The following is a 25303-nucleotide window of genomic DNA, read 5'->3' as shown; positions in this document are numbered from 1 at the left end:
TTGTGGTCGTAATTTGTGGCTTCCATTTAGTGGGGGGGACGCTTGATATCAAGTGATAAACCCCGGTCGCTCTTGATGGAGGAAATCACTATTTTTAATGGTGTAAATTGAACGTCGGCGACAACACACCGCTATCCACGAGATCAACGGTCCGGCCCGGCGCAACTGTAGCCTGTTACTTTTCGCTACACGTTCGCCGTATTCGCTACAGGCAATGCAGCTATTGGTTGGGCGTGACGCTGCGCCGAAGGGCGTGGTGCGGTGGTGGTGAGCGCTTGAGGAGACGGCATGAAAACCATTGTTCTGACGCTTCTTGCGCTTTCGGCTCTCGCTGTCGCAGGGCTGGATGCACGCGCGCAACTGACGAGCTGGCGTCCGTGGGACGAGGCCCGATCACCTGTAATGGAGCGGGCGCTTCCGGCGGTCGGCCCGACGCTCTCGCCTCGTGCTGCGGCGCAGCGGCCAACCGGCAAAGCGATTGGCGTGGCGTTTTCGCCGAGGGCTTCTGCGGTTGTCCCGCCTTCAAAGTTGTTACAGGTTCACCGCTGACGCATCACAGGGGCGCTCTTATGTAATATGGGCGTCGCGCGTTTCCTGCAGGGTCGCTGCGCAAATCGCGGCTCCGACAGCAAGGACGAGTCCGAGTCCAGCGATCACCCGCTGCATGCCATAGGTTGTCACCAACTGCGGGAAGATAAACGTCGCGACTGTCGCCAGCGCCCGGCTGGCTGCGACCGTCAGGCCGATGCCCAGAGCGCGTAATGCGGTGGGGAAACATTCTGGCGGATAGGCGTAGGTAAGACTGTCTGCGGACGCCAGCACCGCGCCGAACAGGGCGAGCAGGATCAGCGTAATCTGGGGCGACGTGGAGCAGGCGATCACGCCGAAAAGCAGGGCAGCCTGAATGCAGAGGCTGCCAATCGCGAGCGTTCTGCGCCCCACAACGTCAATCAGTTTCAGGCCGACCAATGCGCCCGCCAGGATCAGGGCGTCGTAGAGAATGCCCGCAGTGAACGGATTCCGCACGCCGACTCCCGCCAGAACGCCGGGCAGGAAGGTGTTCAGTACGAGATAAGGAACGTTGTGCAACGAATAGAACGCAACAACGCCAAAGGTGACGCGATGTTGCGGAGGTCTGACGAGGGCTTTCCAGCCGGACGAATGTGGAACCGGGGAAGCTGCGGCGGTAGTTGGCGTCCAGTGCGCCCCGAAGCAGCGTCTGCCGACAGCCAGCGCCGCTTTTATTCGTCCGTGATGGGCGAGCCATGGCGCGGTTTCGGGGAGATTTCTACGAAAGGCGATGGCGACGAGTACAGGGACGCTGGCGCTGGCGAAAATCAGTCGCCAGTCGTTGGCGCCAAAAATTTGTCGGAGCCCGGAGCCTGCGACGAACGCAGTGGTGTATCCGGCGATCCACGAAACGCTGAGCCAGCTCATCATCACGCCACGACGTTCGTTCGCGACGCATTCCGAAACATAAACCTTGCCTGCGACGTAATCGACGCCGAGCAGCAGTCCGGTCAGAAAGCGAAGGGCGACGAGATCCGCCAGTCCATGGACGAAAACATGTCCGATGGCGAAGAGAAGGAACAGCCACATGTCCCACACGAACGGAATGCGTCGACCGTAGCGGTCGATCACGGGGCCTCCGAACAGGCTGCCCAGCAGGAGCCCGAGAAATGGCGCAGCAGCGACGGCTCCTGCGCCAGTCGATCCCAGCCCGAGCGTGGCGATGGCGCCCGGCAACGCCGGGCTGATCGAGCCGAGCATATAGCCGTCCGTAAAAAGACCGCTTGCGCCGGCGAAAAGAACACGACGTTGAAACTTCTTTACAGATATGGACGAAATCGTCATGGAGCGGTCGTCATGAGAAATTCCATTTCGTGACATCGTGGTTTATGGTGCGCAAATCGCCTCGGGCGATTTCTTTTCTGTAACGTATTGAAGGAAGCGGCCATGAACAACCTGCATACGCGTCGCGTCGCCATGATTTCTGGAGCAAACAGAGGAATCGGCCGCACGATTTCGGAGCATCTGCAGTCTTCAGGGTGGTCCATTAGTGCGGGTGTGCGCGATCCCGCAACTTTGGAGGCGTCCCCCACGCTGCATACGCACGCGTTCGACGCCAGTGCAGGAGGGGAAGAGGACTGGGTGTCGTCGACGGTCACTGCGTTCGGACGTATCGATGCGGTTATCGCCAATGCCGGGATCATGATTCCGAAATCGATCCTCACGATTGAAAACGACGAGATGGACGCAATGCTGGACGTCAATCTCAAATCACCGATTCGTCTTGTTCGCGCGGCGTGGCCGCATCTAAGGGAATGTGGAAAGGGGCGCGTGATCATCGTCGCTTCGCTTTCAGGAAAGCGCGTCAAATCTGCCGATTCCGGTCCCTATGCAATCACGAAGCATGCAGCCGTTGCTCTTACGCACAGCATCAAGCGTACGGGCTGGAACGACGGAATTCGCGCCACCGCCATATGTCCCGGGTTCGTTGCGACCGACATGGCGCGCAGCATCACCTCGCGTGAAGATGCGGAGATGACGCAACCTGCTGACCTGGCGCGTATGGTTGGCATGGTGCTTGACCTGCCGAACACGGCGAACGTCGCCGAGCTGGCGGTGAGTTGCTCGGAAGAAGACCTTTACTGAGCCGAAGAAGTCCAACGCCAGCGTGCGAGATTCCATAGGTTGGAACGCACGTTGACGTTGCTTTCAAATCCGGTGAGGCCCGTGCGTACGCCTTCGACATTGCTTTGTTGATATAACGGCAGAAACGGCAAATCGGCGCGCACAAGGCTCTGGATCGTCCGATAATAAGACAGACGCGTTTCGTGATCGAAGCTGGCGTTCGCTTTCAAAAACAGGGAGTCTATCCGGCTGTCAGCAAGCTGAAACACGTTCTGCCCTGCGCCGCCCCGTGCAGGCGATGCGTCGGATGTGAAATAGCTTGAGGCGTCGGGGTCCGATCCTGTCATGAAGTCGACGGACACCAGCGCCGTGTCGAAGCGCGATTGTGACCAGTATCCCCCCCACATCACGGCGGCAGGCCGGTTCTCAATGCGCATGATGATGCCGATATCGGCAAGGTTTTGCTGAATGACTTCCTGCACCTGCTGGCGTAATGCGTTGCCGGAAGTCGTGGCGTTTACGAATTCCAGCTTGACGCCGTCGCGGGCGCGCACGCCGCCAAGCCTGCGGCGCCACCCGGCCCGATCGAGGCTTTCGGCGGCGGCTTGCGGATCGAATTTCTGCTTTGGTAGATCCGGGTTGTAGTAGGACGATTGCGATGGCAGGAAGGATTCCGTATCGGATTCTATATTTTCAAAAAGAGTCTCCAGTATGCCTTGCTTGTCAATCGCTGTGTAGATTGCTTGCCTTACCACAATGTCGTGGAATTGAGGCCGGGCCAGATTGATGGCTATGCTTTCGACAAATGGCTGCGGGGCTCGAAAGACCTGCCGTCCTGGCAACGTCAGCGCCTGACGATATCTGTTGGGCGGAATGCCCGGCATGCCGAGGTAGTCGATTTCTCCCGTTTCGAACTGTGTGAACATGACTGTCACGTCGGGAATGTAGCGAATTATTGCGTAATCGACGCCGGCTCGCCCCAAATGCCAATGTGGGTTGGCGCGCAGGCGTATGTGGTCGGAAGGAACGCGCTCGTCCCACATAAAGGGACCGCTTCCCACAGGTTTGGATGTAAAAGCCGTTGTGTCAGAAACGCCTTTGAGAAGATGCGCCGGGACGATCATGGCGCTGGCCAGAATGGCGTGAAACGGCGCATACGGCTTGCGCATGCGCCAGGTCAGTTCAAGAGGACCGGTCTGTTCGACATTCTCGATAAACTCGAAACCTTTCCTGCTGTAAGCGGGGAAGGATGGATCGAGAAGCGTTTGAAATGTGAAGACAACGTCTGCGGCTGTGACCGGGCGTCCGTCGTGCCAGAACGCATTGCCCCGTAACTTCACGCGCCATGTCAGCCCGTCTGCGCTCACACCGCCATTGTCCTGGTCGGGCACATTTTCAGCCAGATCTGGTACGAACGCACCCTTGGCGTCGATGGACCAGAGGGGGCTGAACAGGTTCATATGAACGCCGTCATCGACCTCGATATGCGGCAACAGCGGATGAAAAACGGTCGGCTCCTGCGCCAGGCCGACGATGATCTGGCTTGGCGCGTCAGCGGAGGCGGGCCATCGGGGTGCGGCGACTGCGACACAGCCAGCCGCCCCGATGAAATTTCGCCGTGACAGGGGGGGCGTCAAAGCCTCAAAATCCGCCGATCAGTCGCATAGGCGTGCCGTCAGTGAAGCGCGACAGACGGAAGGGCGAGGGATCGACGCAGGGCGTCTTGCCGGTCGCAAGGTCGGCGGTCAGGACGCCCGCGCCCGGACCGATGCCAAATCCATGACCGGAATAGCCGGTGGAAATGGTCAGGCCGGGTATCTTCGCCACAGTGTCGATGACCGGCACGGCGTCCGGCATGACGTCGATAAGACCACCCCAGTGCTGAAGAATGTGGATTGGTCCTGCCGCAGGAAACAGTTTTTGCAGATCAGCGACTTTGCTGCGCGTCAGCGCGATGTTGGGCTTGGGATCGAGAACGCGCGTCTTTTCGAAAACGGTCGGCATATCGAGATCCCAACTGCGCGGGGTAAGCAGTTCCGTCAGGAAGCGGCTATCGAGGCGTGGTTTTACAGATTTTCGCTCCGCCATGAACGCCGGCAGATACATGCGCGCAAGCCGGAGCATATCCGGGACGATGGGCACGTTCAGGCCAACGCTCGGCGCGATGTTATAGCCACCGTCATCGCGCTTGCGGTAAGCAACGCCGCCGAAATATGCGGATGTTTCGGGAAGCCCGCTCAGCGGCGCGGTGCGGCAGACGGAAGACAGCACTTTCATTTGCGGCAGGTCGACGCCAAGGTTGCCGCAAAAGAGGCGCGACCAGGCGCCGCCTGCAACCACGACCTGACTCGTACGGATATAGCCCAGTTCAGTCACGACGCCGCAGATACGACCGCCCTGCAACTCCACGCCACGCACGGCGCAGTGCTGCACGATTTCCGCGCCCAGGTCCCTGGCGGCGAGAGCTACGGCCGGTGCTGCGCGTTGCGGTTCCGCGCGGGCGTCGGTCGGGTTATAGAGAGCGGAGCGCCCGTCTCCTGCGTATCCGGGCAGTATTTCCCTGATCTCGTTCGATGTGATGACACGGCTGCCGATCTGGAAAGCACGTGCATCCTCAACAAACTGTTCGTGTCGGGCGCGGTCGGCGTCGGTTTTCGCGATCGAGACGACGCCGCAGACGGTAAATCCGGTGTCGAGCTTCTTCGAAGCAAAATCGTTCCACGCCCTGAAGCTCTCCATCATGAGCGGGAGTTCGCGCGGATCGCGGCCGTTGCGTCTCACCCAGCCCCAGTTTCGGCTCGATTGTTCGCCTGCGATATGGCCCTTCTCGCACAGAATGACCGATACGCCCCGCTGCGCCAGCGTGTACGCCGTGCTTACCCCGACGATGCCGCCGCCGATGACAACGACGTCGGCGCTTGCGGACGGCTTGGCGTCGGTTTGTATCGCTTTGACCTCAGGACCCATGATGTCTTCCTCTGCTTCTTTTCAACAGTGCGTCGGGCGAAGGTCGAGATCGGCGCGCCGACAGGCCGTCCAGTGATCCGGCGCGGTTTCGCGCATGACGGGTCTGGTCGTTCTGCATTCGGTGATTGCGTGTGAACAAAGCGCCGCGAAGGCGCAACCCTCGGTCGACGTGGGAAAAAGGCGCCCCGCATCGACTTCGGCGTGCGGCGTAAGTTTGCCGCCCTGACGCGGGGCGGCGGCAAGCAGGCGCGCGGTGTAGGGGTGGCGGGGGCGCTCGAACAGTTCGCGGGAGGGGGCGATTTCGACCAGGCTTCCGCGAAACATGACGCCGACACGGTCGGATATCAGCCCGACGACGCCGAGATCATGGCCGATGAACAGGATCGACAGGCCGAACTGATCGCGCAGATCCAGAAGAAGATTGACCACCTGCGCCTGAACGCAGACGTCGAGAGCCGACACGGCTTCGTCTGCGACGATGATGTCCGGGTTCATCAGAAGCGCCCGCGCGATGCTCAGGCGCTGTCGTTGCCCACCGGAAAACATGGCGGGCGTACGGTCCAGCGCTTCTGCGCCCATGCCGATAATCGCCAGCATACGCACAATTTCCGCATCGTCCGTAATTCCGCGCAGTCGAAGCGGCGTTCTGAGGATTTGCCGAATGGTCTGGCGCGGGTTGAGCGACGCCGAGGGATCCTGAAAGATCAGTTGTATCCGCCGGCGCATCGGCCGTAATGCCGCGCCGGACAATGCGGTGACGTCCTGCCCGGCCAGATGAATTTCGCCCTCGCTCGGTTCGACAAGACGCATGGCGATACGCCCCACCGTGGTCTTTCCGGAGCCGGACTCGCCCACTAATCCCAGGATTTCGCCTGCGCGCAGGTCGAACGAGACATCTCGCAGGGCGTAGGTTCGGGACGCTCGGCCGAATAGCCCTGCGCGTTGCGTGTAGGTCTTGGACACGCCCTGCACACTCAGAACCGGCGCGGTCATCGGGCGAGTTCCTCCCATCGACCGCAACGTACGGCGTGAACTTCGTTTTCGCCATCGGCGATGGTCAGAAGATCAGGCATCTGTGTCTGGCAAGGCGTCGGACGCATGGCGTCGCAGCGCGGGGCGAAGCGGCACCCAACGCCGCGTTCGCCGGGCGCGGGAACCTGCCCGCGAAGTGTGGGCAGGCGCCGCGCGCCAAACACGCTGTCGATCCCCGGCGCGGCCCCGAGAAGGGCTTTGCTGTATGGCATGGCGGGCGCGGCGAAGAACGCGTCGGCTGGAGCGTCCTCCACGACCTGTCCGGCGTAGAGGACGATCACTCGATCTGCGATGGAGGAGGCGACGGCGAGGTTATGCGTGATGAATATCATCCCCATGCCGGAACGGGCGCGGAGTGAGAGCAGCAGGCGCAATACCTGCGCCTGCACTGTTACGTCCAGCGCCGTGGTAGGCTCGTCGGCCAACAGCAATTCGGGCTCGCCGGCGATCGCCATGGCTATCAGCACGCGCTGCCGCATTCCACCGGACAGACGCTGCGGGATCAGCTTCAGGCAGGCCTGTGGATCGACGATCCCGACTTCATGCAATAATTCGATTGCGCGTGCCTGGGCTTTTCCGCCTCGCAGACCGCAATGCAGCGACAGAACTTCGCGCATCTGTGCGCCGATTGTCTGGATCGGATCGAGGCTGCTCAACGGGTCCTGAAAAATCATGGAGACATGCCGACCAAGCACGCCGCGTCGCTCGCGCGGACCTATCCGCACGAGGTCGGTCTCACGTCCGTCATTCAGGCGCAGCATGGCGGAGCCAGTAATGTTTCCCCGTCCCAAAAGTCCCATCAGGGCGAGCGAGGCGACGCTCTTGCCCGAACCGCTTTCTCCGACAAGCGCTACGATTTCTCCTTTTTTCATCGAGAAAGAAACACCGTCAACGATCAGCGGACCGCCAAAATCGACGCCTAGATCGCGAACGGACAGCAGCGTCATGACCTGCGCCCCTTCGCCTGGATGGAGGGATCGATGGCGTCTTGCAAGGATTCACCCAGCAGGTTGAACATCGTCACGGTCAGCGCAATGGCGACGCCGGGAATGATGGCGAGCCAAGGATCGGATTCAAGATATTCCTGCGCATTGTTGAGAAGATTTCCCCAGCTGGCGTCCGGCGGCTGCACGCCGTAACCAAGATAGCTCACATACGATTCCAGAAGGATCGCCCGGGCGATGGTAAGCGTTGCGCTGACGATCACCGCGGGCGCGACGTTGGGCAGAACTTCGCGCATCAGCACATAACGGTCAGTCGCCCCCATGGCGACAACTGCAGTCACATAGTCCATCTTTCGGATCACGCGCGTTTGCGCCTGCACGACGCGGGCGGCCTCCATCCAGCTGACCAGCGTCACGATGCCGATGATCGTCCCTACGCCGGGGCTGAGCACGGCGGCGAGCGTCAGCATCAGGAATACGACCGGAAAACATAATGTGGCGTCGATGATTGTTGTAATAAGGAATCTGGCGGCCCCACTGTTGTAACCAGCAACGAGGCCGAGCGTCGTGCCGATCACGGTGCTCAGAATGGTGGACGCCAGTCCTACCAGCAGAGAGACGCGCCCGCCCATCAGCACGCGCGTCAGCAGATCGCGTCCGATTTCGTCAGTGCCGAGTGGATGCCCGGCGCTGATCGGAGAGAGAAAGCGATGATGCAGATCGATATGCGCGTGGCCGTATGGCAGAACCCACGGACCTGCGACGCATGCGATGACGACGAAAACGATGTAGTAAGCAGCAACCCGGCCGCGCGGACGCAGACTGCGCAGATGCGCCCAGATTGACAGGATGATCTCGGCGCTCTTCATGTGCGCAGTCTCGGGTCCGCGGCGTGGTGCAACAATTCCGCTGCAAGGCTGCACATCAGCACGAGCACTGCGCTGAACATCAGAACGCCGAGAGCCACCGGGTAGTCGCGGTACTGCAGACTGTCGAGAAACAGGCGTCCGACGCCGGGCCAGGTGAAGACAGTCTCCGTAACGAGCGCTCCACTCAGCAAGGTCGGGAGATAGACGCCAGCTATCGGAATCAGGGGAAGCAGGGCGGCAGGCAGGACGCGTCGAAGAACGATCCGCCAGCCGGGAACGCCCAGCGCCCGTGCTGTGCGGATGTGGTCCTGGTTCAGCGTGTCTCCCGCGAAAGAACGTATGTATGCTCCCCAGACCGGTATGGACACCAGACCAAGAGTCATTGCTGGAAGCGCAAGGTGACGCAGGCGATCGGTCGCTGAAGCGTGGCCCGGCGACATCAGCCCGCCCGCCGGAAACCATCCCGTGCGAACAGACAGGAAGTAGATGAAGACAAGGCCAAGCCAAAAAGTGGGAAGCGAAAGCAGGATGACGCCGACAAGGGAACAAAGCGCGTCGATAGCCTCCCCAGCCCGCAACGCGCCGATCAACCCCATCGCCAGTCCGCCGAGGAAGGAAATCACCAGCGAAGCAAGGCCAAGTTCGACCGTAGCGCCAAGATGGGAAATGATGATCGAAAGCACCGGGGCATGATCACGATAGGAATGACCCCAATCGCCTTTCAGCAAGCCCCCGAGCCACTTCACATATTGCAGCCATAAGGGCTGATCCAGCCCCATGGAGTGGGCGATCTGGTTCAGGCGTTCACTGGTCATGCCCGGCGACAGGGAAAATTGGGCGAGCGGGCCGCCGGGCGTCGCATGAAGAAGCATAAAGCCAGTCAGCGAGACTAGCAGCAACAGCAACGCGTTGACGCCAGCCCGGCGCGCCGCGAAGGCCAGCATGCCTTCAGCCATGCAGTGTGACCGGCTCAAAAGCGCTCGCACCTGTTTTTGCAAAACGGGACAATGAAAAAGCGGAAATATCGACAGGCGGCTTCTCATCCCTCACGAGGGCCGCCATAATTTTTCCGGTGATGGGACCAAGACAGAAACCGTGTCCCGAAAAACCGCGAGCGACAAAAAGCCCTTTGGCGGCTTCGACACGATCGAGCACGGGAAGGGAGTCCGGCGTCTGGTCGATCAGACCACACCAGTAGGCGTCGATCTCGGCGTCCAACGCTGCGGGCACGACGGCGCCGAAACTTTCGATTGTTTCCGCCAGCGCGCGAATAGGCGGCGCGATCGTAGGGCGCCCGTTTTGTTCGAGCATGGCGCCGCTCCAAGGCTCGATGCCGCTGGTGAAGCGAAAAGCTCCGTCCAGTTGTTGCCGCCCTGCACAGGCGGCTTCTGCGTTGCTGACGTCGGCGACGGAGATAACCTGTTTGAGAGTAGAAGCTATCGGCTTCGTACGCACGACGGTGACGTATTTGACGTCAAGCGGCACTTCGGCGCCGAACGGTGCGAGTAGGTCGTCACCCATGACGCCGCTGGCCAGCACGACAGCGCCCGTCGCGATGCGATGTGACGCAGTTCGCACAGCCATGACTTTACCGGAAGAGGTTTCGATAGCGATGACGGGCTCGCCAAACAGGGTCGTCGCCCCGGCCCGGCGCGCGGCGGCGATGTAGGCGTTGACGGTGGCGTCAGGGTCGGCATGCCCGTCTGTCGAACAGAAGGTCGCACCCGCGATAATGGGCGCGATCGCGGGTGCGATGTCCCGGACGGAGGCCGCACCGTCCAGAAAGGAAATGGGCAACCCGTAGGCGGCGCCTGTTTCGGCGATGCCTTTCAGCGCGGGAAGATCGCCCGCGCCCATGCCAATTCGAAGATTTCCGTCCTGTGTGTAGCCGGTTGGCGCGTCCAACGTTTCAGCGAGGTTTTCCCACAGTTTCACAGCGGCGATCGCCAGAGGAATTTCGGCAGGATCGCGGCCGGACTGGCGAACCCCGGCAAGTGTCCAGCCGCTGGCCATAGCCGCAGGGCCGTAGCGGTCGACAATGGTGACCGACAGGCCCGAACGAGCCAGTTCCCAGGCAGTTGCGGCCCCGCTGACGCCACATCCGATGACGACGACATCCGTCATGGTTTTTCTCCGTTCCGGCTCAGGCGCTACCTGCGGTAATTGATCTGGAAGTAGTAGTATCCTCCGTTGAAGCCGATCTGCTGCACGTCGAAGTTATAGCGCTGCACGCCAAGGTAGTTCGTGCTGTATGGCACCCTGCGCTGTTTGGAGTTGAACAGGTTGTTTGCTCCCAGCCCGACCCGCCACGATGGCGTTATCTGATACGACACCAGAATGTTTGTAGCCTCTTTCGGACGGTTGTTGAAGGGCAGATAGACCGTATTCGAATAGGCGTAGGGTCCGGTGACATATTGTTGTTGCGACGTCACTTTCCCGTAGCGAATTTCATGCACGCCGACAGACCAGGCGCCCTTGCTCCATGTGAAGCCGACAATCTCCTTGTTTTTTGGCGTGTAAGTCGTGAGGAAGCCGCGATACAGGGCGTTGAGCAGCGGTTGTCCGTTCTGGTCATCATCGACGTGAGTGATGGTGGTCTTGTTGAGATTGATAGCCAGATCCCAGGCGACGTCGCCGAACTTTCCGAAATGGGTCAGATAGTTCGCGGTGATGTCCATGCCGCGTGTGCGGGTGTTGGATGTGTTGGCGAAATATTGCGCGGTCACATCTTCGGCGATCAGGCCGCTTGGCAGCCCAAACCCGCCTGCCTGCAACGCGTCGATCGCCTGGTCGCCATTATAAATGCCGCCCAGAGTGATGCGGTGTTTCAGGGAAATTTGATAAACATCTATGGAAATATGTAGCGGGTCGATAGGGTTGAGGACGATGCCTGCAGAGTAGTTCATCGAGCGCTCAGGGCGCAGAGGTTTTGAACCGAGCAGAACAGCCGACTTCGAATCTACGGGAAGAATTCCGGAAGCCCCGGTCGGAGACACGCTGAGGTTGGAATAATGTTCTTCCGCAAGGGTAGGCGCGCGAAAACCATTGCTGATGGTGCCGCGAACGCCGACACGTTTGTTGAAGTCGTAGCGCATCGAGGCTTTGCCGGTCTCGGTGTTGCCTGCGTCAGTGTAATGTTCGAAGCGGCCAGCCAGATCGATCTGCCAGTTTTTGAGAAGATGAGTCGAGACGTCGAGGTATCCCGCTGTTACGTCGCGGTAGTTTTTCGACGCCGACATTGGCGAAAGTCCGTCGTCTGCGGATGGTCCGCCCCCGTAATAGGATGCGGGTTCGCCGGCGCCGACCTGATATGTGTCATACCGATATTGCGCGCCCAGCGCAAAATTGAGCGGTCCTGCCAGAACAGGCACGTCGAAACTGCGCCTTACTCCCGCGTCGGTCGTCCATTGCGTATCATTGAACGTCATCATTGGAGAAAAACGTGTGGGCGTGTGTCCTGTCGCCGCGTAAAGGTCGGGGTTCACGGTATCGAACATGCCCACGTCTGCGACGTTGCCGCCATAAGTCGTGCTGAGATCCCAGTCCCATCCGAATTTCTTGCCCCTGAATCCCGCTGTGAAACTGTAGTCATTTTGTGAAACGGAGATTTGTGGCGAAAATCCCTGAGGATAAACTTGGGGAAGGACCGAAGGCAGGCGGTAGTTCTGGTAGCTTTCGCCATTCACGTGGCCGTAGGATGCGAAGGAGTAGAACTCGATCGCGTCCGTAATCCGGTAACCCATATTGTAGGAAATCGTCTCCCGCTGGATGCGCGGATTTCCCATGATATGGTTGTCATATTGCCCGGTGCGGTTATCAATGCCGCCCCGGTCGGTGTGGTCCATGTATTTGTATTCTGCGCTCAGATCGAAGAAGCCACGCCCGCCGAGATCGGTCCCCCAGTTTACAGACTCGCCCGACGTGAAGCCGTCTCCGGCGTAGTAGCCGCCGTTGACCGCCTGCATCGTCAATTCGTTGGCTGAATGTTTGAGAATGATGTTGATGACGCCAGCAATCGCGTCGGACCCGTACTGAGCAGCCGCGCCGTCCTGCAGAATTTCCACGTGATCCACGGCGGACACCGGGATCATGTCGATGTCGACGGGAATGGAGCCTTGTTGCGGGCCGGTATAGTCGGTCATGACGGAGGTAGTATGACGACGTTTTCCGTTGACCAGAACAAGGGTCTGGTTCGGCGTCAGACCGCGCAGCTGCAACGCGTCGGTCATGTTGGAATTGCCGATGTTCATCGTCGATCGCGTCAATGACGGCGCAAGCTGGGTCAGCGCGTCGCGCAGGTCGGCCTGCCCGGTTTGTTGCAACTGGCGTGACGAGACGACGAGAACGGGGCTGGTGCTCTTGCGCGCGGTCTGGTGGGGGTCGCGCGTGCCGGTGACGATCACCTGCTCGTCGTCCTGCTGCAACGCCTGAGCGGTCTGTCGCTTGCTGGGCGTTGCGGCAATCGCAGGAGCGACTGTCGTTCGCGTCGCCGGACGAGACGCGTGCGCGCCCGCTGTGGCGACCTGTTTGCTGTCTTGTTGCAAGGTGGAACTGCTTCCGGTCGCTGGCGCGGCGAGTGCGACCGTCGACTGCAGCAGGGGAAGCAACAGGGCGGCATGACCGACCTTGACGCCACGATGGCGTCTGGATGCATGTCTGCGCGCATAAAGCTCCATACGTCGCTCCTGGGAATGGCTCTGGACGGCGGCGTGGCCGCTGTTGCGCCGGGAATTTGTGGCGGTATCGTTACGAACCGTGTTAGAGCGGGAGCGTCAGGTCAATACGGGATCGAACTGGTATCCGGAGAATTCCATATGGTGGAACGCGGGGCGGAGGGGGGCGGGACGGCGAATGCGGTGCGCAAGGCTGCGCGGCTTCTCGCGGCGCTGTCAGACGCCGGACCGCAGGGTATGGAGTTGAAAGATATAGGGCAGGCTTGCGGGTTGCCGAAATCCACCACTCACCGACTGTTGGGCGCGCTGTGTGACGAAGGGCTGGCGGCGCGCGTGCCGAGAACGCGACGGTACAGCCATGTCTGGCGCGCGCCGCGTCACGAGACGATAGGCGCCTTTCATCCGGCGGAACGTCTGGCTCAAAGCCGATGGTGGCGTTCGGCGGTCGCGTCGCTTCCGGTTCGCGAACACGACGCGTTTTTCCTGCTTGTTCATGCGGACGATCGTGCGCTTTGCGTCGACGCATGCTTCGGCCGTAGGGTGATTCCGTCGCTGACCCGCGGCATTGGAGGCCATGTGCCTTTAGGCGTCGGGTCCGGCGCCACGATATTGCTGTCGTTGTGCGAGGATCAGGCGGTGGAGGCCATCGTGTCGCGCAATTTCAATGCGCCGGCTCGGGGAGCCGTCAGGCGCGAGGTCGAGACGGCGCGTCGCGACGGTTACGTGATGGACATGGGAACCTGGATCGCGGGGGTCGGCGGCGTCGCCGTCTCGGTGCCGACCGGAACGCCGGGTTTTGGTCTTGCTCTGGGGGCGGCGTTTTACACCAACGAACACAGCATCGGTTCGGTCGAGGCGCTCGGCGTCAGGATGCGGGAGGTTGCGTCCTCAGTCGTTTTCTGACGGAGGGGGCTTCGGCTTTTCTCGCCCGTTTGATACGACTTTCAGCGCTCGCGTATCCTGACAAAGAATGCGCAGTGTGGCGACCCAGAGTTCCGCCGCAGGGACGTTGCTGACATGCAGTTCATGACGCGCCTGCCGTTCCGCGATATCGGGGGCGGAAAGGCCGTGTTTGCGTAACAGTGTTTCGGCCAGAGTATTGGCGTCAGGGCTGTCTTTCAAGGCTGCTCCCGTCAACAGAGATGTTCTTGTGGATTGAGGAAGACACGGGCCGGAGCGCGCGCTTTCGGCGCTGCGGAGGCGCTCGGCGGGGCAAGATCGATACACTTCATTATATGAAAATTCCGTTGTCGATATTTCTCCGCGAATGCGGAGTGCTACAGCATGAAAAGCCATGCCCCCACAGCAGTGGTCGAGTTTCTGACTGCCGATCCAGTGGGCGTGCCCATTCTCGCCAAAGCGCGATCCTGCCGACTCCTCTGGTCGAATACGCTTGAACGGCGCAGTAACTAAGGTTGCCGACAGGTTATGGAGCCCTTGCCGCTGGGTGCAAGGGCTGCGGTATAGTGGCTCCCTGACTTGGAGGGGGCGCACTGCGGGGAAGGTGATGCGTGTTCGGGATTGGTCTCACATCACGGGTCGTGTCGGTCGGGATTTTTGTCGGGGCGTCGCTTTGGGGAGGCGGCGCGGCGTGACAATCTCCAGCCAGTCGTCGCTCGCCGCCATCGACCAACCCATCGCGGCATCGTCTTCCGCAATCTATGCGATCTCCGACGTGCGACTTGAGGGATTGGGACCGGAGCATGCGGAGATCATGTTCGAAGGGCTCTCCGACCCGGCGGCTTACCGCTACATCAGGGAAGACCCTCCCGTTTCGGTCGAGGCGTTGCGGGCGCATTACATTCGCCAGATCGAGGAAGCGCCCGTCGGCGAGGGCGAGGCGTGGATCAACTGGATCGTCCGGCGCGCGTCAGACGGCGCCCCGCTCGGTTACGCGCAGGCGACGGTGGGCGGGGGCGAGGCGTTGTTGGGCTACCACGTCTTTCCTCGATACTGGCGGAGGGGCGTGGGGAAGGCGGCGCTCACTCTGGCGCTCGCCCGCTCTTTCGAAGACTCCGCCATTCACTGCGCGCGTGTGGCTATCTGCACGCGCAATATTGCGTCTCTGGAACTGGCCAGAAGCGTAGGTTTCGTTTTCGACCGGCTCGTCGAACATGCCGACTTCTTCAAGGGGGAGTGGAGCGACGAATACGAACTGGTTTTTCCACGTCCCGCTTCTGCGGCATCCCGTTTCGAGGGAGCGGATTCTACCGTCTGACCGGGGCTGCCCGACCAGAGCGGGCATGCGCCGCTCTGGCGGCAGGCTGAGCTGAGTGGTGCACGCTCTGGCATCCATGGCCCGCGCCAGCTAAGAACGAAACATGATCACGCGCACCCGACTCATTGGCATAGATCCCGGCCTGCGCTTCACCGGCTGGGGCGTTATCGACGTGGAGGGCAATCGTCTGATGCACGTTGCCGACGGCGTTATCGCCACTGACGGGGACGAGGCCGTGCCGGACCGTCTGCGCGCTCTGTACGACGCGCTGACCGCGTTGATCCAGACGCACAAGCCGCAGGAGGCGGCGGTCGAGGAGACTTACGTGAACCGCAACGGCTCATCGACCCTGAAGCTCGGTTATGCGCGCGGCGTCGCCCTGCTTGCTCCGGCGCTGGAGGGACTCAGCGTGTCGGAATACGGCGCGATGACAGTCAAGCGAGCCGTCGTGGGGACGGGGGCCGCCAGCAAGGATCAGGTCGAGATGATGGTGCGTCGCCTGTTGCCCACCGCGAAAATCAGCCGGGCCGACGCGTCTGACGCTCTGGCTGTCGCCATTTGCCACGCGCATCTGCGCGCGAGCGCCCAGCGGGTGGCGGTGGGGCGGGCGTCGGCTGAGAAGCGCGCGGCGTCGGGCGTCGGGCGATGATCGCTTCACTCGCGGGTCTGCTCGCGCAGGTCGATGCGGATCGCTGCGTGATCGACGTCAACGGCGTCGGCTATCTGGTCTTCGCCTCGACGCGCACGCTCTCCGCCCTGCCGCAGCCGCCGGAGCGGGCCCGCGTGCTGGTGGAGACCGTGGTGCGCGAAGACGCGATCCTGCTTTACGGATTCGCCGACGCCTCCGAGCGCGACTGGTTTCGCGTGCTGACCGCCATCCAGGGCGTCGGCGCCAAAGTCGCGCTCGGGCTGCTGTCCACCATGTCGCCGTCCGAGCTGATCGCCGCGATCAGCAGCGCGGACAAGGCGAGCCTGACACGCGCGCCGGGCGTCGGCGGCAAGCTCGCGGAGCGGTTGTTGACGGAATTGCGCGACAAGACGCCGAAAATGCCCGGCGGCGGCTCCGGCACGGCGACAGCCTCGATCGTCGCGCAGCGGGGGGCTGAAAACACGATCGAGAGCGATGCGCTGCTTGCGCTGGCGGGGCTAGGGTTCCGCCGGGCGGAGGCATGGCCTGTCGTCGGCAAGCTGATCGCGGAAGCAGGCGACAGCGCAGCTCTGGACGCTATCATTCGTGACGCGCTGAAGGAGCTGGCGCGATGAAGGGACGCCCTGAAACCGAGCGTGCGGTCGATCCTGCGCGCGGCGAGGAGGATCTGGGCGAAGGGTCGCTGCGCCCGCAGACGCTGGCGGATTTCACGGGGCAGAAGGCCAGTCGCGAGAACCTCGCTATCTTCATCGAGGCCGCCCGCGCCCGAGACGAAGCTCTGGACCATGTGCTGCTCCACGGCCCCCCGGGCCTTGGCAAGACCACACTGGCGCAGATCGTGTCGCGGGAGCTTGGCGTCGGTTTTCGCGCGACGTCAGGGCCGGTCATCCAGCGGGCGGGCGATCTGGCGGCGATCCTGACAAACCTGCAGCCGCGCGACGTGCTGTTCATCGACGAAATTCATCGTCTGCAGCCGGCGATCGAGGAAATTCTCTACCCCGCGATGGAGGATTTTCAGCTCGATCTGATCATCGGCGAAGGTCCGGCGGCGCGTTCCGTGCGAATTGATCTGGCGCCGTTCACGCTGGTCGCCGCGACGACCCGCGCCGGGTTGCTGGCGACGCCGCTGCGTGACCGGTTCGGAATTCCGCTGCGTCTGGTGTTCTACACCCCTGAAGAATTGCAACTTATTGTAAGCCGAGGCGCCAGAAAGCTGGGTTTCGCGCTGACGCGTGAAGGCGCTGCGGAAATCGCCCGTCGGTCGCGCGGCACGCCGCGAATCGCCGGGCGTCTGTTGCGCCGTGTGCGTGATTTTGCGTCTGTCGGAGCGGCGTCCGGCGTCGAGGCGGGGGAGTCGGTCGGCGCGGAGGTCGCGGATGCGGCGCTGACCCGGCTGGAGGTGGACAGTCTCGGCCTGGACGGCATGGACCGGCGGTATCTGCGGCGCATCGCCGAGCACCATCACGGCGGCCCGGTCGGCGTCGAGACGCTGGCAGCGGCTCTGGCCGAAGCGCGCGATACGTTGGAAGATGTGGTGGAGCCCTACCTGATTCAGGAAGGGCTCGTGCTGCGCACCAGCCGAGGCCGGGTTCTCGGAGAGCGCGGCTGGCGGCATCTCGGGCTGACGCCGCCGGCGTCGGCAGGGCAGTTCGACCTGCTGGCGGATGACGGGATCGGATAGGAGGCGTCATGACGACCCACAGCATCGATTTCCGGATTTACTACGAAGACACGGATGCGGGCGGAGTGGTCTATCACGCCCGCTACCTTGCGTTCGCCGAGCGCGCGCGGACGGAGGCGATTCGCGCCCAGGGCATGGCCGCGATCGATTTGCTGCGGGATTACGGTCTGGCTTTCGTGATTCGTTCGGCGTCCCTCGACTATCTCATGCCGCTTCGGCTTGACGACGTCACGACAGTCAGGACGCGCCTGCTTGAGCAAGGGGCTGCGAGCTGTCGGCTGGAGCAGATTTTTTTTCGTGGCGCGGACGTTTGCGCGCAACTCGATGTGCGGCTGGCCTGCATTCGCGTCGCCGACGCTCGGGCTGCCCGATTTCCGCCGTCTTGGCGTGCTTTGTTGCTGAAACTGGCCGACACTGGTCAGTGAGGCGCCTTCTGCTTTGCGCGGGAAGTCAGTAAGGATCGCGGCGAGGTTCGGCGTTCCGCCGAGTCGCTGCGGGTTCGGCGCGCGTCATGACGGCGCGCCCGCCCGGGTCACCTAGAGCCGAAAGGGCAGGAGGCGTTTTTGGATCATGCGGTAGACGCGGCAAATCTCGGCGTGGCTGCGGCCGGGGATCTGTCGCTTTGGGGCCTGTTCATGCAGGCCTCGCTCGTCGTCAAACTGGTGATGATCGGGTTGATCGTCTGCAGTGTCTGGGTCTGGGCCATCGTGTTCGACAAGATCGTGACGCTTCGTCGGATCAACCAGCAGGCGACGACGTTCGAAGACAAGTTCTGGTCTGGCGGCAGTCTCGACGATCTTTACGAGGCGGAGGGCGCGAAGCCTGCTCATCCTCTGGCCGCCGTTTTCGGCGCCGCGATGGGGGAATGGCGGCGTTCGGCGCGCATTCCCGGGGTCGATCTGCTTCGTGGCGGTGTGCAGGAGCGCGTCGATAGGGCGATGTCGATCACCATTACGCGCGAGATGGAACGTCTTGAGCGCTGGATGATCTTCCTCGCCACCATTGGTCCGGTGGCGCCGTTCATCGGTCTGTTCGGCACGGTGTGGGGCATCATGCACTCGTTCAGCTCGATCGCGGCGATGCACAACACCAATCTGAGCGTTGTCGCGCCGGGCATCTCCGAAGCCTTGTTCGCCACGGCTATCGGCCTCGTGACGGCCATCCCGGCGGTGATCGCCTATAACGTGATCAGCAATTCGCTGTCCCATTTCCAGGACCGCATGGAAGGATTCGGCACGGAGTTCGCCGCAATTCTCTCACGCCAGTCCGAAGAGAGGGCCTGACCTCATGGGCATGTCGGTCGGAGGTAGCGGGCGCGGTCCACGCAGGAAGCGGCGCCCGATGTCGGACATCAACGTCACGCCGCTGGTCGACGTGATGCTGGTGCTGCTCATCATCTTCATGGTGACGTCGCCGATGATGACCAGCGGCGTGAACGTCGATCTGCCCAAGACCGACGCCAAACCGGTGAACAGCGACACGAAGCCGATCACCGTCTCTATCAAGTCCGATGGAACGATCTATCTGGGCGATAACCCGGTCTCCAGCGATCAGTTGATCGATCAGCTGAAAGCGGCGTCTGAAAATGACCCCACGCATCGTATTTTCGTGCGTGGCGACGCCCATATCGACTACGGCAAGGTCATGCAGGTGATGGGACAGATCACGGCTGGCGGCTTTACGCATGTGGCGCTGCTAGCGCAGCAGCCCGCAGGCGGACACTGAGGGGCCCGCGCCGTGGATAGCCACTCACCCGCCTCGCTTCTGTCGTTCGGCCTCGCATGCGCGGGCGAGGGCGTTTCACGCGCTTTCGTGTCCCGCCCTGCGTTCGCCTGAAGAGGGGAGCTGAAACCCTCATGGTTCGGCCTCGCCGTTCCGAAACGGTCCTGATGCGACGCTCGGCCGTCATGTCGGGCTTGCTGCATCTGGCCATCCTGCTCGCGGCTGTGCTGTCTCTGCCGACGCCCAAGCCGCCGGAGCCTGAAGAGCCTCCGCCAGTCGAGATGCAGTTCGAAGGCGCTTCCGGCGGCGGCGCCCCTGCGCGCGCCGCGAAACCGGCGCCGCAGCCCGCACCGGCCCCTGCGCCCATACCGTCGCCGGAGCCTCCGACCCCGACGCCGCCCAAGCCGCAGCCGACGGAGGAAACGCCTCCGCCGCCTCCGCCCCCGCCGCCGGTTCCTCCGCCGCCACAGCAGGAGACGCCGCCGCTGCCGGATACGCCGCTGCCGCCGAAGGCGGAGGAGCCGACGCCGGACGCCGTGAAAACGCCGCCGTCGCCGCCCGCGCCGCCGCAGCCGACGCACGCGGTCGCCCCGCCGTCTCCGCAGACGCAGCCGACGGATGCTCTGCCGGATACTGCGATTCCGTCGCATATCACGCAGCCGAACAAGGCGAAAAAGGCGGAAGCCGACACGCATTCCCTGCTTGAGACGCTGGATTCATTCAGATCCGACACGAAGCAGACGCATGCGCCGAAGGCGAAACCGAATCCCGCGCAGGGCGGCGCGCCAAATGGCGGCGGCACGCCCGATGGCGATATCACTGGCGCGATGAGCGCGGGCGATCAGCGTGCGATCGGCGGGGAAGTGCGGCGCTGCTACGCCGAGGATACGGCTGCGAAGGATTACGCGAGCTTCGTCGCGCATCTGATCGTCACGGTCGACGCTACCGGTGAAGCGCGGCTTGTCGCATTTGCGCCAGAAACGCAGGCGAAAATGAACGCTGACCCGTCGTACCGCGCTTTAGCGGAGCGCGCTCGGGCGGCGGTGCTCAGTCCGACCTGTTCGAAGCTGCCGATACCGAAAAACCTGCTGGGTCAAACCCGGCAACTGAAGTTCGTCTTCCGGCCCTGACCCGGAAGAGCAAGGAGACACTGACCATGGGTTCGACTGAACGCGGCTATCTGTCCGACCGGGAGGCGGAAGCCTTCGCCGAACTGTTTTCGGCGCAGCGCGCCGGGTTCGGCGGCGAGGGACTGGGACGTCGCGCCCTGCTGGGCGGGGGCGCCCTTCTCGGCGCAGGCCTGATGGCGACGCCGCTCGCCGCGCGGGCGGCTGAACAGCCTGCGGCGGAGATCACCGTCGATCAGGCGCGGACGGCGCCGATCCCCATCGTTATCCCTTCTTTTGGCGCTGGCGTCGGCGACCAGATCACCGGCGTCCTGACAGAGGACCTGTCGAACACAGGGCTTTTCAAGGTCATCTCGGGCTCCACCGGAACGGGTACGCCGGATTTCGGCCCTTACAAGGCCATGGGCGCGCGCGCGGCTGTGACTGGCGCCGTGACGGGCGCGGGCTCGTTGCGCGTTGAGTTCCGCCTGTGGGACGTTCTGACCGGCCAGCAGATCCAGGGTACGGCCTACACGACCAGCGCCGCCAACTGGCGCCGCATCGCGCACATCATCGGCGACGTGATCTACCAGCGGATGCTGGGCGAGAAGGGCTATTTCGATACGCGCATTGGTTTCGTGTCCCGCTCAGGCGGCAGTCGCAACCCGCGCATGCGCCTGGCGATCATGGATCAGGACGGCGCCAACTACCGCGTGTTGAGCAGCGGTCAGACCAAACTGCCGGCCTTCAACCCTGTTCGCGATCAGATCGCCTTCCTGTCGTATGCGACGGCGACGCCCCGCGTCTACGTGTTCGACCTGTCGACGGGGCGCCAGCGCATTCTGACAGAGTTCAATGGCGTGCCGCTGGGGCCGCATTTCTCCCCCGACGGCGGCACCGTGATTGTGCCGGTCGCCCGCGGCAGCGGTTCGGAACTTGTGGCGGTCGAACTGGGGTCGGGCGCCAAGCGCCAGCTCACCAACTCCGGCGGGGCGATCAACGTCAGCCCGAGCTTCAGCCCGGATGGCTCGCAGATCGTGTTCAACTCTGATCGTGGAGGCTCTCCGGCGCTCTACGTGATGAGCGCCTCGGGCGGCGCGGCGCGGCGCATCTCCTATGGCAACGGCAGCTACGGAGACTCGGTGTGGTCGCCGCGCGGAGATCTGATCGCCTTCACCCGTATTTCAGGGGGGCAGTTTTCTCTCGGCGTCATGAACCCTGACGGCACGGGCGAGCGGATCATGACGCAGGGCTATACGGTGGAAAGCCCGACTTTCTGTCCGAACGGCCGCGTTCTCGCTTTCTGCCGCCGCACGGGCGGAGCCAGCAGTCGCGACACAATCGGCACGATCGACATCACGGGGTTCCACGAGCGCGTGATCCCGACCCCGGAGGGCGGGTCCTCGCCGACCTGGTCGCCGCTGAACGTTTGACGGCGCCGCCGGTCGTTTCATTTATGCAACTCTGTCCCGAGGAAACGGCGGCGCCACGCTATTATCAGGCTTGACCGGGGCGAAAACCTGTGGCTATGGCCTGTGTAGTTCGAAAGCCAACTGCTTTCTGCGGCGAACGCTGTTCGCGCGGTTTCGGTTGGCTTCGGCTTACGGAGAAATCCGGCGTCATTTCCTTTACTTAATCTCTACATGTTCCCGCTGTGGAACTGATCTCAGGATCGAGACAATGAGACTGAAGTTTATCGGTGCGCTCGGCGTGGCCGCCCTTTTGGCCGCCTGCTCGAACGATCAAGCCAACACGGGCGCCGCCACGGGCGCGGGGGCGGCGGTTCAGCCGAGCGGCCCCGTTCCGGGAAGCGAAGCCGATCTGGTGGCCAATGTTGGCGACCGCGTGTTCTTCGACCTGAACCAGAACAGCCTGAGCGCTGATGCGAAGGCCACTCTGGACAAGCAGGCTGACTGGCTTGCGAAATATCCGCAGGTTTCCGTGCAGATCGCCGGTAACTGCGACGATCGTGGCACCGAGGAATACAACCTCGCCCTGGGCCAGCGCCGCGCCAACGCCGCGCGCGACTATCTGACGGCGAAGGGCACGGCTGGCGCACGTCTGTCCACCATCTCCTACGGCAAGGATCGCCCGACGGCGACCGGCGACGGTGAGGACGCATGGGCGCAGAACCGCAACGCCATCACGGCTGTGCAGTAATAAACAGCTCGATTCGTTTCTAAACGCGTCGAATTGTTGAATAGAGCCGGTCGGACCATTGGTGTCCGACCGGCTTTTTCATATTCAGAACCGGATTGCTCCAGAGGCGAGTTATGGCGGAGATGTCCGGACCCGGACGTCTTTGCGTGCTTCAGGGAGGATGCTGCGAGTCCTTCCCGCCTCTCGATGTTCTGGACCATCATGGTATTGACGTCGTCGCCACGCGTTATTCCCGAAGCAGGGAGTGGGGCGACGCATGAACGCTAACGGCAGGGAGCCGCGAGAATGACGCGCATCGTGAAGCGCATCGCTGGGCAGTCATCGAAGTCTGGCGGAATCGGGATGGCGAGAACGCTGGTTCTGGCGTTGTGCGCAGGCGCTCCCGTCGTGATCGGCTCCGCGCCCGCGTTGGCGCAGGTCAACAGCCGCGAAGGCATCGAACTACAGAACCAGATCATGGAACTGCGCCAGCAATTGAGCCAGATGCAGTCTGCGGGCGGAGCTTCAGGCGCTTCCTCTGGTTCGCTACCGCCGCCGACGCCTTTGGGCGCAGCCCCGGCGGGAAATAGCGGAGACCTTGTCGCGCAACTGGTTGACCGCGTGAATACGCTAGAGGACCAACAGCGGGATATGCGCGGTCAGATCGAGCAATTGACCAACCAGTTAAAAGAACAGAACGACGCGCTGACCAAGCAGATCGGCGATATGAGCTTCGCGATGCAGAACGGGAAGGGTGGCGGCGTTCCGGCGCCTGCAAGCGCCCCTGCCGTCGAGGCGAGCTCGGGCGGTGGAGCTTCCGACGCGCCGCACGCGCAGACGCCGGACGCCTACCTCAAGACAGGGAACTCGGCGTTGCTCAAGCGCGACTACTCGGGCGCGCAGCAAAACGCCGAATCGGCGCTGAAGACTGCAAAGGGCGGGGCGAAGGTCGACGCGCAGTTTCTTCTTGGGCAGTCGCTCGCAGGACAGAAGCAGTATCGTGACTCCGCCGTGTCGTATTACGACGCCTACAAGCTGTCGCCGAAAGGCGCGCGTGCGCCGGACGCTCTTCTGGGGGTGAGCGCGTCGCTGATCGCGCTCGGCGACAAAAAAGCCGCGTGTCAGGCGCTGGGTAAGCTGAAGGCGGAATTCCCGTCTCCGGCGGCTCGGGTGTCGCATGCGTCCCAGATCTTCACGCAGCGCGCCGGGTGCTCCTGAGCGCAGCCTGGTGATGACGTCGGGAGGCGGATTGTGACGCCTCCCGGCGACGCGCCTTCGGAGCATCCGTTCGACGAGGCTGGCGCGAGGCCGGTGACGCCATCGTATTTCGCCGCGGTTATGGCGCGCCTCGGTCCGTGGCTGCCGGATGTTTCCGACGTTCCTCCTGCCGCGCTGGCGGTTTCAGGCGGCGGGGACTCGCTCGCTCTTGCATGGCTGGCGTCACGATGGCGTCGTGGTCTTCAGGCGTTCATCGTCGACCACGGCCTGCGCCCGGATTCTGCGCAGGAGGCCGTCGAAGCTGCGGAGCGGCTTGAAGCCATGGGGATCAGCACGCGAATCCTGACCCTGCACACGTTACGGGCAGGACCCGGGGTGGCCGACCGCGCACGGGATGCGCGCTACGCCGCACTGTTCGCCGCATGTCGCGAAAGCGGATGCGTCGATCTTCTGCTCGGCCATCAGGCGGACGACCAGATCGAGACGATTGCGATGCGTCGTGCGCGAGGCGAGGGTTTTGGCCTCTCAGGTATGGCGTGGATAACAGAAACGCCGGACGTGCGTCTGGTGCGTCCGCTTCTGGGCGTCTCCCGTGCGGCGCTTCGCGAGACGCTGCGCCATGCGGGCGTGGCGTGGGTGGATGATCCCTCGAACGATGATCTCCGGGCGGAGCGCGTACGTGTTCGCCGCACCCTGTTGGAGGGAGGCGAGACGTTGAAGGCGGAACTGTTCGCGCTTGGGCGTATTAGCGGGATCGCCCGTGCGGCGCATGAGGATGCGTGCGCCACGGAGCTGGCGTCGATGGTTTCGCTGAGCGCGGGTGGTTGGGCGACGCTTGGTCATGACCTTCCGGGCGATGCCGCGCTTGCGGCGCTGATCCGTTGTGTGGGCGCAGGCGCTTACCCGCCGTCAGCCGATGCAGTGGCGGCGTTACGGCGGCGCGGTCGCGCAGGGACGCTCGCCGGGGCGCGGCTGCTGCGGGCGCGAACCGCCGCTGCCGCTGGGCAGAGCTGGGTTCTGGCGCGCGAGCCGGCGGCGATGGATGGACGGATCGAAGCGCGAGATGGCGTCGTGTGGGACCGGCGCTTCGTGCTGCATTGCGATGCGGACATGGTTGGTCTGCGTGTAGGCGCGGCCAGCATGGGGATCGACCGGCGCGCCAGAGGCGGCGTGGCGGCGGCGTTGTGCGAGACGCTGCCCGCGTTATGGCGTGGGGAGCAGCGCGTGTGCGTCCCCTATCTAGGGATATGTGAGGAGGAGGCTCTCGTTGGGGCTGAGTTTTCGTTCGCGCCGAACGTCGCCGCTGCGTCAGGCGGCGTATGGGGCGTATCATGAGGTCGGACGTGCGCTGAGCGGGGCGTATGCAATCACGGTGTTTGACGGATGCAAGCCTATGCGCATCGGGGTGTTTGCCTGGGGCTATATGTTGTTTTTATGGATGTTTTATTCGG

At 62.7% G+C, this 25303-nt stretch carries 25 protein-coding genes; 15 read left to right on the top strand and 10 right to left on the bottom strand.

Annotation, left to right across the window (positions count from 1 at the left end; all coding sequences use genetic code 11):
- The first annotated feature begins 288 nt into the window (after positions 1–288).
- Positions 289–549 (top strand): hypothetical protein, encoded by a 261-nt coding sequence (locus tag J2D73_RS01895; RefSeq protein ID WP_207878871.1) that lies wholly within the window; start codon positions 289–291, stop codon positions 547–549.
- Between the two features lie 18 nt (positions 550–567).
- Here the strand turns inward: J2D73_RS01895 and J2D73_RS01890 are convergent, their stop codons facing one another.
- Entirely contained in the window at positions 568–1854 is a 1287-nt protein-coding gene (locus J2D73_RS01890; RefSeq protein WP_207878869.1) for an MFS transporter, read from the bottom strand.
- A gap of 102 nt (positions 1855–1956) precedes the next feature.
- On the opposite strand from J2D73_RS01890, the gene J2D73_RS01885 reads away from it, so the two are divergent.
- Positions 1957–2655 carry an SDR family NAD(P)-dependent oxidoreductase gene (locus J2D73_RS01885; protein WP_207878867.1) on the top strand — a complete coding sequence of 233 codons (699 nt, stop codon included), beginning with the start codon at positions 1957–1959 and terminating at the stop codon, positions 2653–2655.
- Here J2D73_RS01885 and J2D73_RS01880 read toward each other — a convergent pair.
- The 8 genes from J2D73_RS01880 to J2D73_RS01845 are packed head-to-tail and all read right to left on the bottom strand — an operon-like array spanning position 2649 to position 13122.
- Entirely contained in the window at positions 2649–4271 is a 1623-nt protein-coding gene (locus J2D73_RS01880) for a peptide ABC transporter substrate-binding protein (protein ID WP_207878865.1), read from the bottom strand. The two genes, J2D73_RS01885 and J2D73_RS01880, sit on opposite strands and share 7 nt — an antisense overlap.
- A gap of 4 nt (positions 4272–4275) precedes the next feature.
- A complete protein-coding gene (locus J2D73_RS01875) occupies positions 4276–5601 on the bottom strand; it encodes an NAD(P)/FAD-dependent oxidoreductase (RefSeq protein WP_207878863.1) in 1326 nt (441 codons plus the stop codon).
- A gap of 21 nt (positions 5602–5622) precedes the next feature.
- Positions 5623–6594 carry an oligopeptide/dipeptide ABC transporter ATP-binding protein gene (locus J2D73_RS01870; RefSeq protein ID WP_243429563.1) on the bottom strand — a complete coding sequence of 324 codons (972 nt, stop codon included), beginning with the start codon at positions 6592–6594 and terminating at the stop codon, positions 5623–5625.
- Complete coding sequence (locus J2D73_RS01865) at positions 6591–7580, bottom strand: ABC transporter ATP-binding protein (RefSeq protein ID WP_207878859.1); 990 nt, start codon at positions 7578–7580, stop codon at positions 6591–6593. The genes J2D73_RS01870 and J2D73_RS01865 overlap by 4 nt, the downstream gene beginning before the upstream one ends.
- Positions 7577–8446, bottom strand: a complete 870-nt coding sequence (locus J2D73_RS01860) for an ABC transporter permease (protein WP_207878857.1) — start codon at positions 8444–8446, stop codon at positions 7577–7579. The genes J2D73_RS01865 and J2D73_RS01860 overlap by 4 nt, the downstream gene beginning before the upstream one ends.
- Positions 8443–9402, bottom strand: a complete 960-nt coding sequence (locus J2D73_RS01855) for an ABC transporter permease (RefSeq protein WP_243429562.1) — start codon at positions 9400–9402, stop codon at positions 8443–8445. The genes J2D73_RS01860 and J2D73_RS01855 overlap by 4 nt, the downstream gene beginning before the upstream one ends.
- Positions 9395–10570: an NAD(P)/FAD-dependent oxidoreductase gene (locus J2D73_RS01850; RefSeq protein ID WP_207878855.1), complete on the bottom strand. Its 1176-nt coding sequence runs from the start codon at positions 10568–10570 to the stop codon at positions 9395–9397. Before J2D73_RS01850 ends, J2D73_RS01855 begins: the two co-directional genes overlap by 8 nt.
- Before the next feature lie 26 nt (positions 10571–10596).
- A complete protein-coding gene (locus tag J2D73_RS01845; protein WP_207878853.1) occupies positions 10597–13122 on the bottom strand; it encodes a TonB-dependent receptor plug domain-containing protein in 2526 nt (841 codons plus the stop codon).
- Here J2D73_RS01845 and J2D73_RS01840 point away from each other — a divergent pair.
- Positions 13099–14022 (top strand): IclR family transcriptional regulator, encoded by a 924-nt coding sequence (locus J2D73_RS01840; protein ID WP_207878851.1) that lies wholly within the window; start codon positions 13099–13101, stop codon positions 14020–14022. The genes J2D73_RS01845 and J2D73_RS01840 overlap by 24 nt on opposite strands.
- Here the strand turns inward: J2D73_RS01840 and J2D73_RS01835 are convergent.
- Positions 14008–14241, bottom strand: coding sequence for a hypothetical protein (locus J2D73_RS01835; RefSeq protein WP_207878849.1), 234 nt, complete (start codon positions 14239–14241; stop codon positions 14008–14010). The two genes, J2D73_RS01840 and J2D73_RS01835, sit on opposite strands and share 15 nt — an antisense overlap.
- A 469-nt stretch (positions 14242–14710) precedes the next feature.
- Here J2D73_RS01835 and J2D73_RS01830 point away from each other — a divergent pair, with 469 nt between their 5' ends.
- The 12 genes from J2D73_RS01830 to tilS all read left to right on the top strand — a co-directional run bounded on the left by J2D73_RS01830 (position 14711) and on the right by tilS (position 25187).
- Positions 14711–15337 carry a GNAT family N-acetyltransferase gene (locus tag J2D73_RS01830; RefSeq protein WP_207878847.1) on the top strand — a complete coding sequence of 209 codons (627 nt, stop codon included), beginning with the start codon at positions 14711–14713 and terminating at the stop codon, positions 15335–15337.
- A gap of 103 nt (positions 15338–15440) precedes the next feature.
- The gene (gene ruvC / locus J2D73_RS01825) at positions 15441–15986 is read left to right on the top strand and encodes a crossover junction endodeoxyribonuclease RuvC (RefSeq protein WP_207878845.1); all 546 of its coding nucleotides are present in this window, start codon (positions 15441–15443) and stop codon (positions 15984–15986) included.
- On the top strand, positions 15983–16600 hold the full coding sequence (ruvA, locus tag J2D73_RS01820) for a Holliday junction branch migration protein RuvA (protein WP_207878843.1): 618 nt from the start codon (positions 15983–15985) through the stop codon (positions 16598–16600). The genes ruvC and ruvA overlap by 4 nt, the downstream gene beginning before the upstream one ends.
- Positions 16597–17667: a Holliday junction branch migration DNA helicase RuvB gene (ruvB, locus tag J2D73_RS01815; RefSeq protein WP_207878841.1), complete on the top strand. Its 1071-nt coding sequence runs from the start codon at positions 16597–16599 to the stop codon at positions 17665–17667. The genes ruvA and ruvB overlap by 4 nt, the downstream gene beginning before the upstream one ends.
- An 8-nt stretch (positions 17668–17675) precedes the next feature.
- Positions 17676–18092, top strand: a complete 417-nt coding sequence (locus tag J2D73_RS01810) for a YbgC/FadM family acyl-CoA thioesterase (protein ID WP_243429561.1) — start codon at positions 17676–17678, stop codon at positions 18090–18092.
- Between the two features lie 138 nt (positions 18093–18230).
- A complete protein-coding gene (gene tolQ / locus J2D73_RS01805) occupies positions 18231–18950 on the top strand; it encodes a protein TolQ (RefSeq protein WP_026397403.1) in 720 nt (239 codons plus the stop codon).
- A gap of 4 nt (positions 18951–18954) precedes the next feature.
- Positions 18955–19392 carry a protein TolR gene (tolR, locus tag J2D73_RS01800; RefSeq protein WP_026397402.1) on the top strand — a complete coding sequence of 146 codons (438 nt, stop codon included), beginning with the start codon at positions 18955–18957 and terminating at the stop codon, positions 19390–19392.
- Positions 19393–19523: 131 nt separating this feature from the next.
- Positions 19524–20519, top strand: coding sequence for an energy transducer TonB (locus tag J2D73_RS01795; RefSeq protein ID WP_207878839.1), 996 nt, complete (start codon positions 19524–19526; stop codon positions 20517–20519).
- Between the two features lie 26 nt (positions 20520–20545).
- Entirely contained in the window at positions 20546–21928 is a 1383-nt protein-coding gene (tolB, locus tag J2D73_RS01790) for a Tol-Pal system protein TolB (protein ID WP_207878837.1), read from the top strand.
- A gap of 247 nt (positions 21929–22175) precedes the next feature.
- The gene (gene pal / locus J2D73_RS01785) at positions 22176–22655 is read left to right on the top strand and encodes a peptidoglycan-associated lipoprotein Pal (RefSeq protein WP_026397399.1); all 480 of its coding nucleotides are present in this window, start codon (positions 22176–22178) and stop codon (positions 22653–22655) included.
- 285 nt (positions 22656–22940) lie between these two features.
- Complete coding sequence (locus J2D73_RS01780; RefSeq protein ID WP_243429560.1) at positions 22941–23852, top strand: tol-pal system YbgF family protein; 912 nt, start codon at positions 22941–22943, stop codon at positions 23850–23852.
- 33 nt (positions 23853–23885) lie between these two features.
- Positions 23886–25187 (top strand): tRNA lysidine(34) synthetase TilS, encoded by a 1302-nt coding sequence (gene tilS, locus J2D73_RS01775; protein WP_341535002.1) that lies wholly within the window; start codon positions 23886–23888, stop codon positions 25185–25187.
- Positions 25188–25303 lie beyond the last annotated feature (116 nt).

Origin of the sequence: Acetobacter sacchari, from assembly GCF_017377715.1 — a bacterium.
In the GTDB taxonomy this organism is placed as follows: domain Bacteria; phylum Pseudomonadota; class Alphaproteobacteria; order Acetobacterales; family Acetobacteraceae; genus Acetobacter; species Acetobacter sacchari.
Note: the sequence above shows the minus strand (reverse complement) of the source record. Positions and strands in the feature narration are given on the sequence as shown.

Coding starts and splice junctions, on each gene's coding strand:
- J2D73_RS01895 (WP_207878871.1), top strand. CDS start 289: ATGAAAACCATTGTTCTGACGCTTCTTGCGCTTTCGGCTCTCGCTGTC.
- J2D73_RS01890 (WP_207878869.1), bottom strand. CDS start 1,854: ATGACGATTTCGTCCATATCTGTAAAGAAGTTTCAACGTCGTGTTCTT.
- J2D73_RS01885 (WP_207878867.1), top strand. CDS start 1,957: ATGAACAACCTGCATACGCGTCGCGTCGCCATGATTTCTGGAGCAAAC.
- J2D73_RS01875 (WP_207878863.1), bottom strand. CDS start 5,601: ATGGGTCCTGAGGTCAAAGCGATACAAACCGACGCCAAGCCGTCCGCA.
- J2D73_RS01870 (WP_243429563.1), bottom strand. CDS start 6,594: ATGACCGCGCCGGTTCTGAGTGTGCAGGGCGTGTCCAAGACCTACACG.
- J2D73_RS01865 (WP_207878859.1), bottom strand. CDS start 7,580: ATGACGCTGCTGTCCGTTCGCGATCTAGGCGTCGATTTTGGCGGTCCG.
- J2D73_RS01860 (WP_207878857.1), bottom strand. CDS start 8,446: ATGAAGAGCGCCGAGATCATCCTGTCAATCTGGGCGCATCTGCGCAGT.
- J2D73_RS01855 (WP_243429562.1), bottom strand. CDS start 9,402: ATGGCTGAAGGCATGCTGGCCTTCGCGGCGCGCCGGGCTGGCGTCAAC.
- J2D73_RS01850 (WP_207878855.1), bottom strand. CDS start 10,570: ATGACGGATGTCGTCGTCATCGGATGTGGCGTCAGCGGGGCCGCAACT.
- J2D73_RS01840 (WP_207878851.1), top strand. CDS start 13,099: ATGTCTGCGCGCATAAAGCTCCATACGTCGCTCCTGGGAATGGCTCTG.
- J2D73_RS01845 (WP_207878853.1), bottom strand. CDS start 13,122: ATGGAGCTTTATGCGCGCAGACATGCATCCAGACGCCATCGTGGCGTC.
- ruvC (WP_207878845.1), top strand. CDS start 15,441: ATGATCACGCGCACCCGACTCATTGGCATAGATCCCGGCCTGCGCTTC.
- ruvA (WP_207878843.1), top strand. CDS start 15,983: ATGATCGCTTCACTCGCGGGTCTGCTCGCGCAGGTCGATGCGGATCGC.
- ruvB (WP_207878841.1), top strand. CDS start 16,597: ATGAAGGGACGCCCTGAAACCGAGCGTGCGGTCGATCCTGCGCGCGGC.
- J2D73_RS01810 (WP_243429561.1), top strand. CDS start 17,676: ATGACGACCCACAGCATCGATTTCCGGATTTACTACGAAGACACGGAT.
- tolR (WP_026397402.1), top strand. CDS start 18,955: ATGGGCATGTCGGTCGGAGGTAGCGGGCGCGGTCCACGCAGGAAGCGG.
- J2D73_RS01795 (WP_207878839.1), top strand. CDS start 19,524: ATGGTTCGGCCTCGCCGTTCCGAAACGGTCCTGATGCGACGCTCGGCC.
- tolB (WP_207878837.1), top strand. CDS start 20,546: ATGGGTTCGACTGAACGCGGCTATCTGTCCGACCGGGAGGCGGAAGCC.
- pal (WP_026397399.1), top strand. CDS start 22,176: ATGAGACTGAAGTTTATCGGTGCGCTCGGCGTGGCCGCCCTTTTGGCC.
- J2D73_RS01780 (WP_243429560.1), top strand. CDS start 22,941: ATGACGCGCATCGTGAAGCGCATCGCTGGGCAGTCATCGAAGTCTGGC.